Here is a 15001-nt window from a genome sequence, read left to right as displayed (position 1 = left end):
CACACCAGCGGCTGTGGTTGACCACCCTATATATGGTGGCCTTGAAACAGAAAGGCCCCGGTCGCGCGGACCGGGGCCTTCGCATCTGCTGCTGCCGATGTCAGTTGGCAGGCTTCACAAAGCGCAGAGTCATACGGTCGCTCTCGCCGATGGCCAGATATTTCTCCCGATCCTTGTCCTTCAGGGTCAGGGTCGGCGGCAGGGTCCAGACGCCTTCCGCATAATCTTTGGTGTCACGCGGGTTGGAATTCACCTCCGACAGCGCCACCAGCTTGAAGCCGGCATCGGTGGCCAGCTTGATCACATAATCCTCGCGCACATAACCGGACTTGGCCTTGGGATCCTGCGGATTGGCCTTCGACGCCCGATGTTCGACGATACCCAGCACGCCACCGGGCTTCAGCGCCTTGAACATGGCCTTGAACGCATCCTCCGCCCAGCCCGCCCCCATCCAGTTATGGACATTGCGGAAGGTCAGCACCCGATCGACCGAACCGGCCGGCACGAAATCCAGCGCCTTGGGCCCGAAGCCCGTCAGCTCGGCCTTGGCGTAAAGCTCCGGCTTGGCCGCCAGCTTGTCCTTGAAGCGCTGAATGCCGGCGAGCGTAGTGGCCGAGGCACCGTTAGGATCGGAGCCGGCGGCGATATAGCGGCCATTGGTGTTCAGCAGCGGCCCCAGCACTTCCGTGTACCAGCCGCCGCCCGGCCATATCTCCACGACGCTCATCCCCGGTTCCACGCCGAGGAATTCCAACGTCTCAACCGGATGGCGCCACTGGTCGCGGGCCTTGTTGGCGTCGGAGCGATGATCGCCGGCCAGGATCGGCGCCAGCAGGTCGCGCAGGGGAGCGGCAGCCACCTGCTGCGGAGCGGGCACATCGGCCGCCAGGACGGCCGGCAGGGGCAGGGTCAGCAAGGCAGCCAGCAACAACGGCTTCATCTTGTTATGGTTCATCAGGGGCGTTCCTTCCGCGACAGAAGACGGAGGCCGGGACCGGCATCCGGGTGCCGGACACGCTAATCATGATGGACAGCAACGCCAAGAAGCCGTTCGGCCTATGCGCGCATGGACCGGCGCCGAAGGGCCCGATTGGCCCCATTCTGGCGAAATCGCAATGATATCGGGAAGGAAATTGGTGCCCCCGGTCGGACTCGAACCAACACGCCGTTGCCGGCAACAGATTTTGAGTCTGCCGCGTCTACCATTTCGCCACGGAGGCACCGAGCGCTTCAACGCGAGGCGGCACTATAATGATGGCAAGCCGCCGGTCAATGAAATCCGTCGGTGGCGGGTGACAGATTTTGAGTCTGCCGCGTCTGGCATTGCGTAACCGATGCGGCCATCCGCCCCACGCAGGTGGCCCTTTGCGGCACGCAGGACACGTGCCTATAGTTGCCGCCATGATGAGTAAAACGACCACCCTGTTCGCCGCCCCGCGCCTGCCTTCGCTGCTGCTGATCCTGGCAGCACTGACGGCTTTGGGCACCGCCTTCGCCTCCCAATATTGGGGCGGGCTGAACCCGTGCGACATGTGCTGGTGGCAGCGCTATGCTTATATGACGGTCATCCTGCCCCTGCTGCCCTCGGCCCTGCTGCGCCTGACGGCAGCACAAAGGCGGGTCAGCCTGATCCTGGGCGGGCTGGTGTTTCTGGTTGGCGCCGGCATCTCGCTGTTCCACGCCGGGGTGGAACAGAAATGGTGGGAAGGTTTCACCGCCTGTACCGCACCGATCAGCAGCGGCGGGCTGGACGATCTGCGCGCCGCCATCCTGGCCGCCCCCGTCGTGCGCTGTGACGAGATCCCCTGGTCACTGTTCGGCATTTCCATCGCCGGTTTCAGCGCCATCGCCAGCCTGATCCTGGCGCTTTTCGCCTTCAAGGCGGCCTTTTCCACGGAGCAGGCTGGATGAGCACCCATAATCCCGGCATTCCGGCGCATCTGCTTTCGCCCCGCCCGCTGAAGGACGGCCCGCTGGCCGATGCCGGCGCAGTGGCGGCCGCGGCACGCCCCCGGCACCTGCCCGGTGATGCGCCGGCCACGCTGGACCGGATGATCCGCGTCGATCAGGCCGGCGAATACGGCGCCGTGCGCATCTATACGGGGCAGCTGGCCGTGTTGGGCAAGGGCGAGAAGGGCCCGATGATCCAGCACATGACCGAACAGGAAGTGGTGCATCTGGAAACGTTCAACGGGCTGGCCCGTGAACGCGGCGTACGGCCGACAATGCTGCAGCCCATCTGGCATCTGGCCGGCTGGGCACTGGGTGCCGGCACCGCCGCCATGGGCAGCCGCGCCGCCATGGCCTGCACCGTGGCGGTGGAGGAGGTCATCGACCAGCATTATGCCGAGCAGGCCGAAAAGCTGGGGCCCGGTGAGGAGAAGCTGAAGGCCACGATCGAGCAGTTCCGGGCCGAGGAACTGGAGCATCGCGATATTGGGCTGGAGCATGAGGCGGAACTGGCCACGGGCTATCCGGTGTTGTCGGCCCTGATCAAGGCAGGGTCGCGCACCGCCATCTGGCTGTCGGAGCGGATTTAAGCGTCCGCTCCGCCATCATCTCACCGGTAGCGCACCGCCTCCAGCACTTCACGGTCGATGATGGTCTTGCCGATGGGGGCGAAGGCCAGACCGGCGAACTTGAAATGCTGCAGCCCGAACGGGATGCCGATGATGGTGATGCAGAAGCCCAAGCCCAGAATCAGGTGCCCCAGGCACAGCCAGATGCCGCCGAACAGGAACCAGATCACGTTCCCGATGAACCCCAGCGGGCCGGTACCGATATCCTCCCGCCCCGTCAGTTCCTCCCGGTCCACGGCCACGCGGCCGAAGGGCCAGAGCATGAAGATGGCGATGTTAACGGCAGCCCGGGCCCAGGGAATGCCGACGATGGAAATCACCATCACAACGGCTGCCCCCAGCCAGCCCAGCGCCGCCGTCCAGCCGAACAGCAGCAGCCACAGCACATTCATCAGCAGGTTGATCATCGTTGGGTCCTTCCTGGTCTCACTTTGACAAGGCCATTATGCCCCGTCAGAGCATATTGGAAACGACCGCTGCGACGACACCCACTGGTGCCACCACGCGCACCAGGATGCGCCAGAGCCGGAACAGCAGCGGGCTTTCAAAGCCCAGGATGGCGGCCCCATCCTCACGCGACACCACCCAGCCCGCGAACAAAGCCAGCATCACGCCCCCCAGCGGCAGCATGATGTTGGAGGTCAGGAAGTCGATCCAGTCGAACCAGGTGCGCGTGCCGCCCAGCGGATGCACATCCGACCAGATATTGAAGGAGAACAGGGTCAAAAAGCCGATGACCCAGGCGACGATGCCACCGATCCAGGCCAGGGTCGAGCGCGACAGGCTGGACCGGCCACGGAACGCTGCCACGATGGGCTCCAGCAGCGACACGGACGAGGTCAGGGCCGCAATGGCCAGCAGCACGAAGAACACCGCCCCGAACAGCGCCCCGCCCGGCATGGCGCCGAAGGCCACGGTCAGGGTCACGAACACCAGCCCCGGCCCTTCCGACGGGTTCAGGCCGTTGGCGAAGACGATAGGGAAGATGGCGGCCCCGGCCAGTACCGCCGTCAGGATGGCGGCGAAGACGATGACCAGTGAAGTGCGCGGGATGGAAACGTTCGCCGGCAGATAGGCGCCATAGGCCAGCATGGTGCCCAGCCCCACCGAGAGCGAGAAGAAGGCCTGGCCTGTGGCGGCCAGCACCACATCCCAGGTCACCGCCGCGAAATCCGGCTTGAACAGATAGGCCATGCCAGCGGCGAAATCGCCCTCGATCGCGGCATAGATGCACAGGACCAGCAGCAGCACGAACAGGAGCGGCATCATCCACACCACCGCCTTCTCGATCCCCGCCTGGATGCCGCGCGCCACGGGAATGATGGTCAGCAACATGAACAAAGCGTGCCAGAAGGTCAGCTTCCAGGGATCGGCCAGCAGCGAACCGAACACTTCCCCCGTCTGCGCGCCGGTCAGGCCCGACATCTCCCCCAGCAGCAGCTTGGGGATATAGGCCAGCGACCAGCCGGCCACGACGGAATAGAAGGACAGGATCAGCACCGCCGCCAGCACGCCGACACAGCCGATCAGGCCCCAGGCGGCACTGCCGGAATAACGGCGCCCGAGATCGATCAGGGTCTCGATCGGCCCCTGCCTGCCCATACGGCCCAGCATCAGCTCCGCGATCAGGATGGGCAGGCCCACCGCCATCACGCAGGCCAGATAGACCAGCATGAAGGCCGATCCGCCGCCCGTGCCGATCATGTAGGGGAACTTCCAGATATTGCCGAGCCCCACGGAGGAGCCGATGGCAGCCATCAGGAAAGCGAAACGCGACGACCACTGGCCGACGGGGGCGCCGGCCTTGTCCATGGATTGCAAGAGGTCACCCCTGTCCTGTGCCGACCTTGAGCCCCACCGGGATGGCGGGGTGGCCGGTTTTATCCGATATTTCAAGCAATAACCCCGGCCTTGCGGACGGGGCAAGCCCCCTCCTCCACCCCCGATCCACGATTCCTTGTCGATTCCATGACGGAAACTTTGCACGTGCATGGGTGCCCGTCCGCTGCCTGCGTCGATGGCGGATTGACGGGCTTTGCCTTCCCGCCTATTTTATCCACAACAATTGAGGTGTGTGATGGCGATCAGCGGCGTTTCCTCCTACAGCTCTTCCACGTTCCAGCCTACGGGCGTGCGGCCGGCGGAAAGCAATACGCGTGTTCAGCCGGTTCCCCCGGCCGATCAGCAGGCGCAGCAGACCGCCGCAGCCACCCAGCAGGATAATCAGCAGACCAACACCAATCCGACCGAAAGTCAGCGTCAGGAGGCTACGGCTTCAGGCCGGACGCGCGGCAGCTTCGTGAATATCACGGCCTGATCCGTACGGACGGGAGATGTTGAAAAGTGAAACGCGGTACCTTCGGGTGCCGCGTTTTGTTTTTGTATGTTGGTTGATGGCACCTCAGGCGCCGGGCGGGCGCATCCGCGCCCTTGGCTTACGCGACCACGCGGTCGCGGGCCGGCAGTCGCCGGCCTGGAACGGAAACTCATTTCACCCGTATCAACTCCCCGACGTGCCCTTCATCACCGCCCGCACGCGGTGGCTCATGTCGGCATCACGCGGCAGGCGGCGTTCCAGGGCCCAGATCAGGGGTGGGGCCAGCAGGGTGACGCCCAGCGCCACCAGAGCCACATCGGATATATGCAGCAATTCGCCGGCCGGCCCGGTGGACAGCATGGCCGATCCGGTCAGGGCCGCGACCCCGCCCGCCACCTGGGTCACCGACTGCACCAGGGCCATGAAGCCGGCACGGTCGGCCGGGGCCGGCACCTTGGAGACGGCGGCACTCTGCGCCACCATGCGGGCGGAATTGAACACCATGAAGCCGGGCACCAGCACCACGATGGGCACAGCCACCCAGTGCCAGTCGTAATAAAGCAACCAGATCAGGGTCGCCAAGCCCAGCGCCGTGCCCGTGGTCACCAAGGTGGAGCCATAGCGATCGACCAGGGCGCCGGTGACCCGCATGCCGAAGAAGCTGAGCGCGCCGCCCACCATATAGAGCATGCCGAGTTGTTCGCGCGGGAAGCCCAGATTGAACTGCACGAACACCGCCATGTTGGTGATCAGCATAAAGCTGGGCACGATGGCGATGAAGGACAGGGCGAAGGCCAGGGCCGGCAGCGCACCCCGCGCCACACGCAACAGATGGCCAGGGGCATCACGCAGGGCGACGGGCGCCTCCGTCATGTGCGTGCGCTGCGGTCCCAGCAGGCGCACGGCCACCATGATGATGATCAGCCCCAGACCCGCCACGGTCAGGAACGGCACGCGCCAGCCGAACAGATGCGACAGTTCCAGGGCCAGCGGTACCCCCAGCACGGCGCTGATCGACAGCGATCCCATCACCATGCCCATGGCCTTGCCACGGCGTTCGGGCGGCACATTATCGGCGACGATGGCCACCGACAGGGCACCTGCCGGCCCACCGAACAGCCCGGCCAGGGCACGCGCCGCCAGCAGCGACCAGAGATCGAAGGCAAAGGCCGCCGCCACATTGCACAGGACCAGCCCGATCATGCAGATGCCCAGTGCCGGCCGACGGTCGAACCGGTCCAGCACCATGGCGGCCAGCAGCCCGACGATCGCCGATGACAATGTATAGGAGGCCAGCACCCAGCCGACGCGCGCCGTGTCGATGCCCAGGTCCAGCGCATAATCCGGGCCCAGCGGCATGATGACCATGAAGGACAGCACGCTGACGAACTGCACCGACGTCATCAGCCAGGCGACACGGCGTTCTTGCACGGAAAGGGCTGACAGGAGCGGCTCCACCATCGGGAGGTTGCACATGCTGGGAACTTGATACCGCCCAAGAGGAGGGCCGTCCATCAACAATGCACAAGACCCCGTCATTCCAGGGGAATTTGCCCGCGTTTCACGCAGCGCAACAGGAAATGCCCAATCGCTGGGCGAACGGCACTTTCCCTGGCCGCCAAAATCCAGCAAATTGGCCATTAACCATGATGGTGTGGAAATTGCTGCGCCGCCACATCCGGCCCGGTGCCAGGCGCATCATCGGCCGGACAGTCCTATCAACCGGGGGCCATAGAAGGCCCCATTGACCAAGCGGGGGCGGCATGGGCGGTGCGACGGGTTTGAAAAAAGCGCTGGGGCCGGTGCATCTGTGGGGGATCGCGGTGGGCCTGGTGATCTCCGGTGAATATTTCGGCTGGAACTATGGCTGGAAGGAAGCGGGGACCATCGGCTTCCTGTGGGCCACGCTGCTGGTCACGGCCATGTATGCCACCTTCATCTTTTCCTTCACGGAGCTGACGACGGCCATCCCGCAGGCGGGCGGTCCCTTCGCCTATAGCCGCAAGGCCTTTGGTCCGCTGGGCGGGCTGGTGGCCGGCTATGCCACGCTGGTGGAATTCGTCTTCGCCCCGCCGGCCATCGCGGCCGCATTGGGCGCGTATGTGCATTTCATGTTCCCGGACGTGCCCGTGATGGCGACGGCCATCGCCGCCTATGTGGTCTTCGTGGGCCTGAACATCGTCGGGGTGAAGCAGGCGGCGGCGTTCGAACTGATCGTCACCGTGCTGGCCGTGGTCGAACTGCTGGTGTTCGTGGGCGTGGTGGCGCCTGCGTTCAGCGTCACCAATTTCGTGGCCAATAACGAGGAATTCACCACGGCCGGCATCCTGGCCGCCATTCCGTTTGCCATCTGGTTCTATCTGGCCATCGAAGGCGTGGCCATGGCGGCGGAAGAGGCGAAGGAACCGAAGAAGAGCATTCCCGTCGCCTATATCGCCGGCATCCTGACCCTGGTGGTCCTGGCGCTGGGCGTGATGTTCCTGACCGGCGGCGTGGGCGACTGGCGCAATTTCGCCAGCGTCGACTATCCGCTGCCCGAGGCCATGGCCGTCGTGGTGGGCAAGGATAGCGGCTGGACGCACATGCTGGTCTCCATCGGCCTGTTCGGCATCATCGCCAGCTTCCACGGCATCATCCTGGGCTATTCCCGTCAGATCTTCGCGCTGGCGCGGGCGGGATACCTGCCGTCGGTGCTGTCCACCCTGCATCCAAAATTCGCCACGCCGCACTGGGCCCTGATCGTCGGCGGGGTGATCGGCATCGTGGCATTGCTGTCGGGCAAGACGGCGGAGCTGATCACCATGTCGGCCTTCGGCGCCCTGGTGCTCTACATCATCTCCATGGCGGCCCTGTTCAAGCTGCGGCATACCGAGCCGGGGATGGAAAGGCCGTTCCGCGCCCCGCTCTATCCGCTGTTCCCGGGCATCGCCCTGGTGCTGGCGGCCTTCTTCCTGGTGGTGATGGCCTGGTTCAATCCCGGCATCGCCCTGATCTTCGTGGCGATGTTCCTGCCGGCTTATGGCTATTTCCTGGCTACTGCCAAGGTGCGGGCGGAAAAGGATGTGGAAATCACCGGCAACATCATCGCCGTCTCCGCCGGCGAAGGCGTGCTGGCCCGCGGCGATACGGATTTGTAAGGGAAAGGCGGAAGGGGAGGGCTCTCCCTCCCCTTCCCTCAACCCTGTTCCAGTTCCGCGCCCCAATATTCCGCGCTGGTCATGGCGGGCGGGAAGGCAGTGCCGGGCAGATCATCCACCGGATCGGCCGCCACCTCGTCCCCGATATCGTCGTAGGACAGGAAATCCCGCCAGCTGTCATGCAGGAAGGTGGGCGGGAAATTGCGCCCGTTCTCCTGCAGCTCATACGCTGTCGGCGCGAAGGCTTCCTGCAACGGGTGCATGCCGCACTGGCTGGGCAGTTGGCTACCCTTGGCCAGATTGCAGGCCGAACAGGAGGTGACGACATTGTCCCAGCTGGTCCGTCCGCCCCGGCAGCGCGGAATGACATGGTCGAAGGTCAGTTCATGCGTGGGAAACCACCGCCCGCAATATTGGCAGGTGAACCGGTCGCGCAGGAAGACGTTGAAGCGAGTGAAGGCCGGCCGGCGCGTCGCGGGCACATATTCCTTCAGGCTGATCACACTGGGCAACCGGATCGCCAGTTGCGGCGAGCGGACCACGCGGTCGTAATGCGATACGATATTGACACGATCCAGGAACACGGCCTTGACCGCATCCTGCCATGACCAGAGCGATAGCGGGAAATAGCTGAGCGGGCGGAAATCCGCGTTCAGCACCAAAGCGGGACACCCATCAAACGGTGGTGACAAGTTGCACCCCCAGCGCCGTTCCGTCGGTGTTCCCGACCCCCGGAGCCCCGCCTTCTTCCACCCGGAGGTCCCCCGCTTGGAACCACTGGCATCGGGATGGCGGACAGGTTGGCGGCAGGCCGGAACGTCGGGGACTTTGATATAACGTCCGGCCCCCTCTGGCAACCCGCGCGGACAACGGATGACGCAATTATCACGTAGCCGCAACGGAACTGACACGCAAGCCCTTGTGGCTGTTCAGCTTGTGACCCGCTATTCATTGGGGGTATATGTCGTCAGAGCAGGGGCTGGGCCCCTTATCCGGTACCACGCGCATGCCTGAAACACCCAACCCCGTAACCACCCGATTCGCCCCCAGCCCCACGGGCTTCCTGCATCTGGGCCATGTCCATTCCTGCCTGTTCGCCGCCAACGCGGTGCTGGATGCGGGCGGGCGATTCCTGCTGCGGATCGAGGATATCGATCCCAACCGCTGCCGCCCCGAATATGAGGTGATGCTGAAAGAGGATCTGGCCTGGCTGGGCTTTTCCTGGGAGGAACCGGTGCGCCGCCAGTCCGACCATATGGCGGATTACGCGGCGGCATTGGACAGGCTGTCGGCCCTGGGCGTGGCCTATCCCTGCTTCTGTTCGCGCAAGGAGATCGCCGACGAGATCGCGCGCGCCGGCAATGCGCCGCATCTGGTGGCGATGGGGCCGGAAGGTCCGCTCTATCCCGGCATCTGCCGCCACCTGCCGCGCGAGACCGCCCTGGCTCGTGTCGCGGCGGGGGAGGCGCATGCCGTGCGGCTGGACGTAGCCAAGGCCGCCACCCTGACCGGGCCCTTGTCCTGGCACGACCGCGGCCGCGGGGAGGTGGCGGCCGATACCGGCCTGCTGGGCGACATCGTGCTGGCAAGGCGTGACGTGCGCACCAGTTACCACCTGTCGGTCACGGTCGATGATGCCATCCAGGGTGTGACACTGGTGACGCGGGGAGAGGACCTGTTCCATGCCACCCATGTCCACCGGCTGCTGCAGGCGCTGCTGGGCCTGCCCGTGCCGGATTACCATCACCATGGATTGCTGCTGAACGCCAAGGGGGAGCGGCTGTCCAAGCGCGACGGCGCCACCGGCATCCGCACCTTGCGCGCCCAGGGGTTGTCGCCGGCCGACATCCTGGCCCGCGCCACGGGCAACATGCCGTTTGGCACTGAAGGATAGGTTTATTCCCCTTCCGCAACGGCTTGGTTTTGCTTAATGATCGCCAAAGGGAAACAGCCTTGTCCGTAACGGGGCTAAGGTAGATGCAATTTTAAGGATATTGTCGGAGAACATTGTGGTATGGAGACCATGCCATGCAAGATACGTCCATGATTGACCATTACCGCCAACTTGTCCGTGACACGACGATCGACGACAGGACATTGCTGTCGACAGATTACTTCAATCATTTCAACGAAGTGATCATGTTGCTGTCCATGTTGGGCGACATGCCGGACATGCTGGACGAGATCGTGGCCTGGACGCCCAAGACCTATCGCCAGCATTTCGAGGATAGCGGCCTGGCCTTCGCGCCCCTGGCGATCGAGGTCTTCGACCATGTGCCGGCGGAGTTCCGCGCGCCGTTCGACGAAACCATCAACGACATGAACAGCCTGATCGTGGAGGCGGTGGCCACCCTGGCGCCCATGGGCGACGATCCGGAGATGCTGGGTTTCACCGCCGGTGATTACTGGCGGCGCCTGCAGGAACTTGTCGACCAGGGCAGCGCCATCGTCCATGGCTCCGTACGCGACCACAACCCCGCCGTCACCATGGACCAGAGCGAGATCGACGATCTGTTCTGAACATTCCCTCCTTCTTCGCCCTTGACCCTGACGTGGCGTCATAGCCCAGCAAGAGTTGGCGTGCGGAGATGAGGGAGGGTCGGAGATGAGCCTTTATACCGTCAGCCAGTTGGCCCGCCTGGCCGGCGTGTCGGTGCGGACGCTGCATCATTACGACCATATCGGCCTGTTGCGCCCGGCCGCCACGGCGGAGAACGGCTATCGCCAGTACGGGCGGGAGGAGTTGCTGCGCCTGCAGCAGATCCTTCTGCACCGGGAACTGGGGATGCCGCTGGCGGAGATCGCCCGGGTTCTGGATGCGCCGGATTTCGACCGGCGGGCGGCACTGCACGCCCAGCGCCGCCACCTGCTGGCGGAAGCCGAGCGTTATCGACAGCTGGTCGCCACCATCGACCGCACCATCACCCTGTTGGAAGGAGAAGACGTGATGGATGCCCAAGCCCTGTACCAGGGGTTCAGCCCCGAGAAGCAGACCGAGCATGAGGATTGGCTGGTCGGACGGTACGGCGCCGCCGTGCGGACCGATATCGCCCTGTCCAGACAGGCCATGGGCCGGCTGGACAGGGGTGCGCAGATGCGGGAACTGGCCGATATCGAGAACGCCGCCGCCCAGGCCATGCGCGACGGCACTCCGGCCGGTGATGCACGGCTGGACGGGTTGCTGGCCCGCCACCTGGAATGGGTGGCCGCCAGCTGGGGCCGCCGGCCCGATGCCGACGCCTATGCAGGCCTGGCGGAGATGTACCGGTCCCACCCGGATTTCCGCAGCCGGTACGAGGCGCTGGCCCCGGGGCTGGCCGATTATCTGCCGGACGCGATGGAGGCCTATGCCATCCGCATGTTGGTGGGGAATTGAACAGGGAACGGGCACGGCAGCCATGCCGTGCCCGGCCTTGCCCCGGCGGACGGGTGCCGCCACCCTGGCCCCCGTCGCATCCATCACCGGAAACCGCCCAGCATGACCGCCCCCGTTCCGTTGATCCCCGGCCTGGCCGGCATCGCCGACCGTTATGACGGCTTCATCCTGGATTTGTGGGGCGTGGTGCATGACGGGGTGAAGCCCTATGACGGCGTGGTGGAATGCCTTTCCACCCTGCGCCGCCTGGGCAAACGCGTCTGCCTTCTGTCCAACGCGCCACGGCGCATCGCGGCGGCGGCGGCCAAGCTGACGGCGATGGGCGTGACGCCCGACCTCTACGATGCACTGTACACGTCCGGCGAAGCCAGCTTCGAGGCGCTGCGCGACCGCGGCGACGCCTGGCATGCGGCCCTGGGGCCCAAGCTGTTCCATATCGGGCCGCCCCGCGACAACGACGTCTATGACAGCCTGGCCGATCGGGTGCGCGTGGACAGTCCGGAGGCGGCGGATTTCGTCCTCAATACCGGCATAGACGATTATGACGAGACACTGGCCGATTACGAACCGCTGCTGCGCCGCTGCCTGGACCGCGGCCTGCCCATGCTGTGCGCCAATCCCGATCTGGTGGTGGTGATCGACAAGACCCTCGTGCTGTGCGCCGGCGAGTTGGCCCGGTACTACGAACAGATGGGCGGCGATGTCCGCTACCATGGCAAGCCGCACGCGCCGGTCTATCGCCGCTGCTTCGACCTGCTGGGCGGGGTGGCGCCGTCGCGCATCCTGGCCGTGGGTGACAGTCTGCGCACCGATGTGGCCGGCGCCAATGCCGCCGGCATCGACAGCCTGTTCATCACCGGCGGCATCCACCGTGAGGAGCTGGGGTCGCCGCTCGGCGAACTGCCCACGCCGGAAAACATGGCCCGGCTGTTGGCCGACAGCCCGCACCGCCCGACCTGGGCGGCGGCGGGCCTGCGCTGGGGCTGACGCACGTTTCCGACTCGGAAAAAACTCAGCCGTGGTCGAAAATTTCCAGCGCCTTGCGGAAGGTCGTGGAGTAATCAGCCGTGGTGCCGAAGGGCGTCTGTTCCTCCGCCAGACCGGACAACCGGGGCGAGGCATCGGACGCCGTGCGGAAATAGGACAGGATGAAGATGCGCAGTGCCGCCGTCAGGGCGCTGTCGCCCCGGCGTGCGTCGATCATCGTGGCGATATCGTTCAGCGTATGTGATTCGCGCTGCCCGATTTCCGCCAGACAGTCCCAGAGCAGCGGTTCCATCCGCACGCTGGTCCGCGCGCCTGCCACCACGACGTTGCGGCATACCGCCCGCATCGAGTCTGGCGCTGTATCTTCCGGGTTCGTGGGGGGACGACGCTTGGCGGCCATGGGGAACCGTCTGTCCTATTGTTGGAAATGGTTCGCAGTTGTGTCGAACATATTGAACCTACATGTAGGAAACAATGGGTTGTTGAAGGTCTTATGACATGGAGGCAATTCCGTTTCCGATCGGCGCGGCGTCGCCGGCTTTGTAACAGCTGGCACCAAAATTGTTGCAGCTGGGAAACGACGGCAGACAGGGCGTTGTGTCACGCTATGATGGGCGCCGGAAAAGACGCCAAGCCCATCGTTCGAGGCCCCCATGCATACGCACCCGTCCCTGTCCTCCCGCCCCCGTGTGAAGCCGGGCGTGCCGCTGGGCGGCGTCGCTGCCATCCTGGTGCTGGCGGGCACGGTGGGCTGGGCGGTGGTGGCCGGTGATCCGCTGGGTTCCCGCGGGGACCTGTCCCGGCTGGGGCAGGAGATCGCGCTGTCCATCGGCAGCGATGGGATCACCGCCAGCGTGAATGAGAAGGCGCGCGACCGCGTGGCCGAACGGATGGCGGCCCGTGCCCAGCGCATGCAGGGCGGCGACGGGCGGGCCGTGGACATGGCCGCCATCAACCGCGCCGTCGCCGACGGCATCGAGGATGCGGCCAAGCTGGCCACGGCCAGGTCCGAGGGCATGAAGAATCGGCGCGACGGCGACATCAAGTATCTGGACCGCAACACCGCCGCCGACGGTACCAACCGCCTGGCCGCCACGGCCGAGGCGCCGGCCGGCCTGCGCCTGGCGGGCGTGATGGGCACCGTGCGCATCAAGGTGGTGGATGACGCGCAGGAGGTGCTGTTCAGCATGGAGAACAGCCGCAAGCGCTACAACCTGTCCATCGATGACGGCATCCTGTGGATCACCGGCCCCGGCCCGCAGAGCCAGCCCGCCGTGACCCTGGATATCTCCGTCCCGCGCGGCACGCCACTGCTGGTCAACAATTTCACCGGCGACCTGACCGTGGACGGCAATCTGGGTGCACCCGCCCGGCTGGAACTGGCCGAGGGTGAGATGAAGCTGGGCGGGCTGGAATCGGCCCGCGTGCGCATCACCCGCTCCGGCACCGTCTCCATTGGCGACGTCAAGGGACTGGCCGGCGTGCAGTTGGCCGGTGACGGGGAGGTGCGGATGGGCAATGTCGGCACCGCGGCGGTGGAACTGAACGGTAACGGCGCCGTGAGCCTGGGCACGGTGGCCGCCGGGCTGTCGGTTTCCATGGCCGGGCCGGGCGACATCCGCGTGGGCATGCTGGCCGGCGATCTGGCCGCCGCCATCCCCGGCCCCGGCACGCTGACCATCGGCGGCGGTCAGGCCGACAGCTTGGCCGTGGGCGTCACCGGCCCCGGCACGGTGGATTTCAACGGCAAGGCCAAGGACCCGCGCGTGCTGATGACCGGGCCGGGCCGCGTCAGCCTGGCCGGCCATGACGGCACGCCCAAGGTCTATCATGTCGGCCCCGGCAAGGTGGACCTGTCGCGCTAGCTTTCAGTTCGTCCAAGCACCGGCGCCGCATCCGCGGCTTGGGTGACACGGCGCACGTGCGCCGCGGCAGTAGTCGCCGCCGGAGCCATTTTCCAGGCAAAGGAAAACCGCTCTACGGCCTCGTCACCCGCCGCAGGGTCAGGTTCAGCCGCCCCCCACCGGGCAGCAGCCGGGAGGAGCCGACGCGCAGCCGGTCAACCCCGTGATAGAACATCCGCGACGGTCCGGCGAACACCATCACCGTGCCGCTGGTCACCGCGAACGACCGCGTCGGGTCCTTCCGCCCCGGCCCGCCCAGGCGGAAGATCGCCGTGTCACCCAGGGAGATGTTCAGGATGGGGGCGTCCTTCGCCTGCTCATCCTCGTCGCGATGCAGGGACAGTTTCGCCCCTTCCCCCTGGTAATGGTTGATCAGGCAGCATTCCGGGTCATGGGGGTAACCCGTCAGCCCGCGCCACAGTTCCAGCAGCACCGGCGGGATGGCGGGCCAGGGTCGGCCGGTCCCCGGATGCAAGGCGGAATAGCGGTAGCTCTGCCGGTCGGCGATCCAACCCTGGCTGCCGGCATTGGTCATGTCGATGGAAAAGGGCCTTCCCGTGCGGGGCATGACATAGCGGGTGAAGGGGGCATCGGCGGCCAGGGCCGCCACCAACTCCACCATCGCCTGCTGCCCATCCCGGTCCAGATGGTCCGGCAACAGGCTGAAACCCTGCGCATCCCGGATCATGATCCCCTGCCCA

15 protein-coding genes, 1 tRNA gene and 1 pseudogene are annotated in these 15001 nt (G+C 65.5%); 9 read left to right on the top strand and 8 right to left on the bottom strand.

Annotated elements, in window-relative coordinates; translation table 11 throughout:
* Window positions 1-100 precede the first annotated feature (100 nt).
* Together ACM9HJ_RS20490 and ACM9HJ_RS20485 are read right to left on the bottom strand one after the other, a co-directional pair.
* Window positions 101-955: a class I SAM-dependent methyltransferase gene (locus ACM9HJ_RS20490; protein WP_416573618.1), complete on the bottom strand. Its 855-nt coding sequence runs from the start codon at window positions 953-955 to the stop codon at window positions 101-103.
* A gap of 179 nt (window positions 956-1134) precedes the next feature.
* Window positions 1135-1220: transfer RNA gene (locus tag ACM9HJ_RS20485), tRNA-Leu, on the bottom strand.
* Between the two features lie 181 nt (window positions 1221-1401).
* Here ACM9HJ_RS20485 and ACM9HJ_RS20480 point away from each other — a divergent pair.
* Window positions 1402-1911: a disulfide bond formation protein B gene (locus ACM9HJ_RS20480; RefSeq protein ID WP_416573617.1), complete on the top strand. Its 510-nt coding sequence runs from the start codon at window positions 1402-1404 to the stop codon at window positions 1909-1911.
* Window positions 1908-2540: a demethoxyubiquinone hydroxylase family protein gene (locus tag ACM9HJ_RS20475; protein ID WP_416573616.1), complete on the top strand. Its 633-nt coding sequence runs from the start codon at window positions 1908-1910 to the stop codon at window positions 2538-2540. The genes ACM9HJ_RS20480 and ACM9HJ_RS20475 overlap by 4 nt, the downstream gene beginning before the upstream one ends.
* A 20-nt stretch (window positions 2541-2560) precedes the next feature.
* On the opposite strand, the gene ACM9HJ_RS20470 is transcribed toward ACM9HJ_RS20475, so the two are convergent.
* Window positions 2561-2986, bottom strand: coding sequence for a YccF domain-containing protein (locus ACM9HJ_RS20470; protein ID WP_416573615.1), 426 nt, complete (start codon window positions 2984-2986; stop codon window positions 2561-2563).
* A gap of 46 nt (window positions 2987-3032) precedes the next feature.
* The gene (locus ACM9HJ_RS20465) at window positions 3033-4391 is read right to left on the bottom strand and encodes a sodium-dependent transporter (protein ID WP_416573619.1); all 1359 of its coding nucleotides are present in this window, start codon (window positions 4389-4391) and stop codon (window positions 3033-3035) included.
* Window positions 4392-4656: 265 nt separating this feature from the next.
* On the opposite strand from ACM9HJ_RS20465, the gene ACM9HJ_RS20460 reads away from it, so the two are divergent.
* Window positions 4657-4896 (top strand): hypothetical protein, encoded by a 240-nt coding sequence (locus ACM9HJ_RS20460; RefSeq protein ID WP_416573614.1) that lies wholly within the window; start codon window positions 4657-4659, stop codon window positions 4894-4896.
* Between the two features lie 183 nt (window positions 4897-5079).
* Here ACM9HJ_RS20460 and ACM9HJ_RS20455 read toward each other — a convergent pair whose 3' ends face one another.
* Window positions 5080-6357 carry an MFS transporter gene (locus tag ACM9HJ_RS20455; RefSeq protein WP_416573613.1) on the bottom strand — a complete coding sequence of 426 codons (1278 nt, stop codon included), beginning with the start codon at window positions 6355-6357 and terminating at the stop codon, window positions 5080-5082.
* Window positions 6358-6659: 302 nt separating this feature from the next.
* Here ACM9HJ_RS20455 and eat point away from each other — a divergent pair, with 302 nt between their 5' ends.
* Entirely contained in the window at window positions 6660-8033 is a 1374-nt protein-coding gene (gene eat, locus ACM9HJ_RS20450) for an ethanolamine permease (protein ID WP_416573612.1), read from the top strand.
* A 149-nt stretch (window positions 8034-8182) separates the two neighbouring features.
* Here the strand turns inward: eat and ACM9HJ_RS20445 are convergent.
* Window positions 8183-8725: pseudogene (locus ACM9HJ_RS20445) on the bottom strand (HNH endonuclease); the annotation flags it as partial.
* A 314-nt stretch (window positions 8726-9039) separates the two neighbouring features.
* Here ACM9HJ_RS20445 and gluQRS point away from each other — a divergent pair.
* The 4 genes from gluQRS (at window position 9040) to ACM9HJ_RS20425 (ending at window position 12396) form a co-directional block, all read left to right on the top strand.
* On the top strand, window positions 9040-9927 hold the full coding sequence (gluQRS, locus tag ACM9HJ_RS20440) for a tRNA glutamyl-Q(34) synthetase GluQRS (protein WP_416573611.1): 888 nt from the start codon (window positions 9040-9042) through the stop codon (window positions 9925-9927).
* A gap of 134 nt (window positions 9928-10061) precedes the next feature.
* Window positions 10062-10553, top strand: a complete 492-nt coding sequence (locus ACM9HJ_RS20435; protein ID WP_416573610.1) for a hypothetical protein — start codon at window positions 10062-10064, stop codon at window positions 10551-10553.
* 85 nt (window positions 10554-10638) lie between these two features.
* Entirely contained in the window at window positions 10639-11409 is a 771-nt protein-coding gene (locus ACM9HJ_RS20430) for a MerR family transcriptional regulator (RefSeq protein ID WP_416573609.1), read from the top strand.
* A gap of 102 nt (window positions 11410-11511) precedes the next feature.
* Complete coding sequence (locus ACM9HJ_RS20425; RefSeq protein ID WP_416573608.1) at window positions 11512-12396, top strand: TIGR01459 family HAD-type hydrolase; 885 nt, start codon at window positions 11512-11514, stop codon at window positions 12394-12396.
* 25 nt (window positions 12397-12421) lie between these two features.
* Here the strand turns inward: ACM9HJ_RS20425 and ACM9HJ_RS20420 are convergent, their stop codons facing one another.
* A complete protein-coding gene (locus ACM9HJ_RS20420; RefSeq protein WP_416573607.1) occupies window positions 12422-12796 on the bottom strand; it encodes a ribbon-helix-helix domain-containing protein in 375 nt (124 codons plus the stop codon).
* A 253-nt stretch (window positions 12797-13049) separates the two neighbouring features.
* On the opposite strand from ACM9HJ_RS20420, the gene ACM9HJ_RS20415 reads away from it, so the two are divergent.
* Window positions 13050-14261: a GIN domain-containing protein gene (locus ACM9HJ_RS20415; RefSeq protein WP_416573606.1), complete on the top strand. Its 1212-nt coding sequence runs from the start codon at window positions 13050-13052 to the stop codon at window positions 14259-14261.
* Window positions 14262-14373: 112 nt separating this feature from the next.
* Here the strand turns inward: ACM9HJ_RS20415 and ACM9HJ_RS20410 are convergent, their stop codons facing one another.
* Complete coding sequence (locus tag ACM9HJ_RS20410; protein ID WP_416573605.1) at window positions 14374-14988, bottom strand: alpha-ketoglutarate-dependent dioxygenase AlkB family protein; 615 nt, start codon at window positions 14986-14988, stop codon at window positions 14374-14376.
* Window positions 14989-15001 lie beyond the last annotated feature (13 nt).

Origin of the sequence: Niveispirillum sp. KHB5.9, assembly GCF_048066115.1 — a bacterium.
Lineage (GTDB): Bacteria > Pseudomonadota > Alphaproteobacteria > Azospirillales > Azospirillaceae > Niveispirillum.
Note: the sequence above shows the minus strand (reverse complement) of the source record. Positions and strands in the feature narration are given on the sequence as shown.

Bases quoted from the DNA above. Each gene is read 5' to 3' on its own strand.
- ACM9HJ_RS20490 (WP_416573618.1), bottom strand. From the start codon at position 955: ATGAACCATAACAAGATGAAGCCGTTGTTGCTGGCTGCCTTGCTGACC.
- ACM9HJ_RS20480 (WP_416573617.1), top strand. From the start codon at position 1,402: ATGATGAGTAAAACGACCACCCTGTTCGCCGCCCCGCGCCTGCCTTCG.
- ACM9HJ_RS20475 (WP_416573616.1), top strand. From the start codon at position 1,908: ATGAGCACCCATAATCCCGGCATTCCGGCGCATCTGCTTTCGCCCCGC.
- ACM9HJ_RS20470 (WP_416573615.1), bottom strand. From the start codon at position 2,986: ATGATCAACCTGCTGATGAATGTGCTGTGGCTGCTGCTGTTCGGCTGG.
- ACM9HJ_RS20465 (WP_416573619.1), bottom strand. From the start codon at position 4,391: ATGGACAAGGCCGGCGCCCCCGTCGGCCAGTGGTCGTCGCGTTTCGCT.
- ACM9HJ_RS20460 (WP_416573614.1), top strand. From the start codon at position 4,657: ATGGCGATCAGCGGCGTTTCCTCCTACAGCTCTTCCACGTTCCAGCCT.
- ACM9HJ_RS20455 (WP_416573613.1), bottom strand. From the start codon at position 6,357: ATGGTGGAGCCGCTCCTGTCAGCCCTTTCCGTGCAAGAACGCCGTGTC.
- eat (WP_416573612.1), top strand. From the start codon at position 6,660: ATGGGCGGTGCGACGGGTTTGAAAAAAGCGCTGGGGCCGGTGCATCTG.
- gluQRS (WP_416573611.1), top strand. From the start codon at position 9,040: ATGCCTGAAACACCCAACCCCGTAACCACCCGATTCGCCCCCAGCCCC.
- ACM9HJ_RS20435 (WP_416573610.1), top strand. From the start codon at position 10,062: ATGCAAGATACGTCCATGATTGACCATTACCGCCAACTTGTCCGTGAC.
- ACM9HJ_RS20430 (WP_416573609.1), top strand. From the start codon at position 10,639: ATGAGCCTTTATACCGTCAGCCAGTTGGCCCGCCTGGCCGGCGTGTCG.
- ACM9HJ_RS20425 (WP_416573608.1), top strand. From the start codon at position 11,512: ATGACCGCCCCCGTTCCGTTGATCCCCGGCCTGGCCGGCATCGCCGAC.
- ACM9HJ_RS20420 (WP_416573607.1), bottom strand. From the start codon at position 12,796: ATGGCCGCCAAGCGTCGTCCCCCCACGAACCCGGAAGATACAGCGCCA.
- ACM9HJ_RS20415 (WP_416573606.1), top strand. From the start codon at position 13,050: ATGCATACGCACCCGTCCCTGTCCTCCCGCCCCCGTGTGAAGCCGGGC.
- ACM9HJ_RS20410 (WP_416573605.1), bottom strand. From the start codon at position 14,988: ATGATCCGGGATGCGCAGGGTTTCAGCCTGTTGCCGGACCATCTGGAC.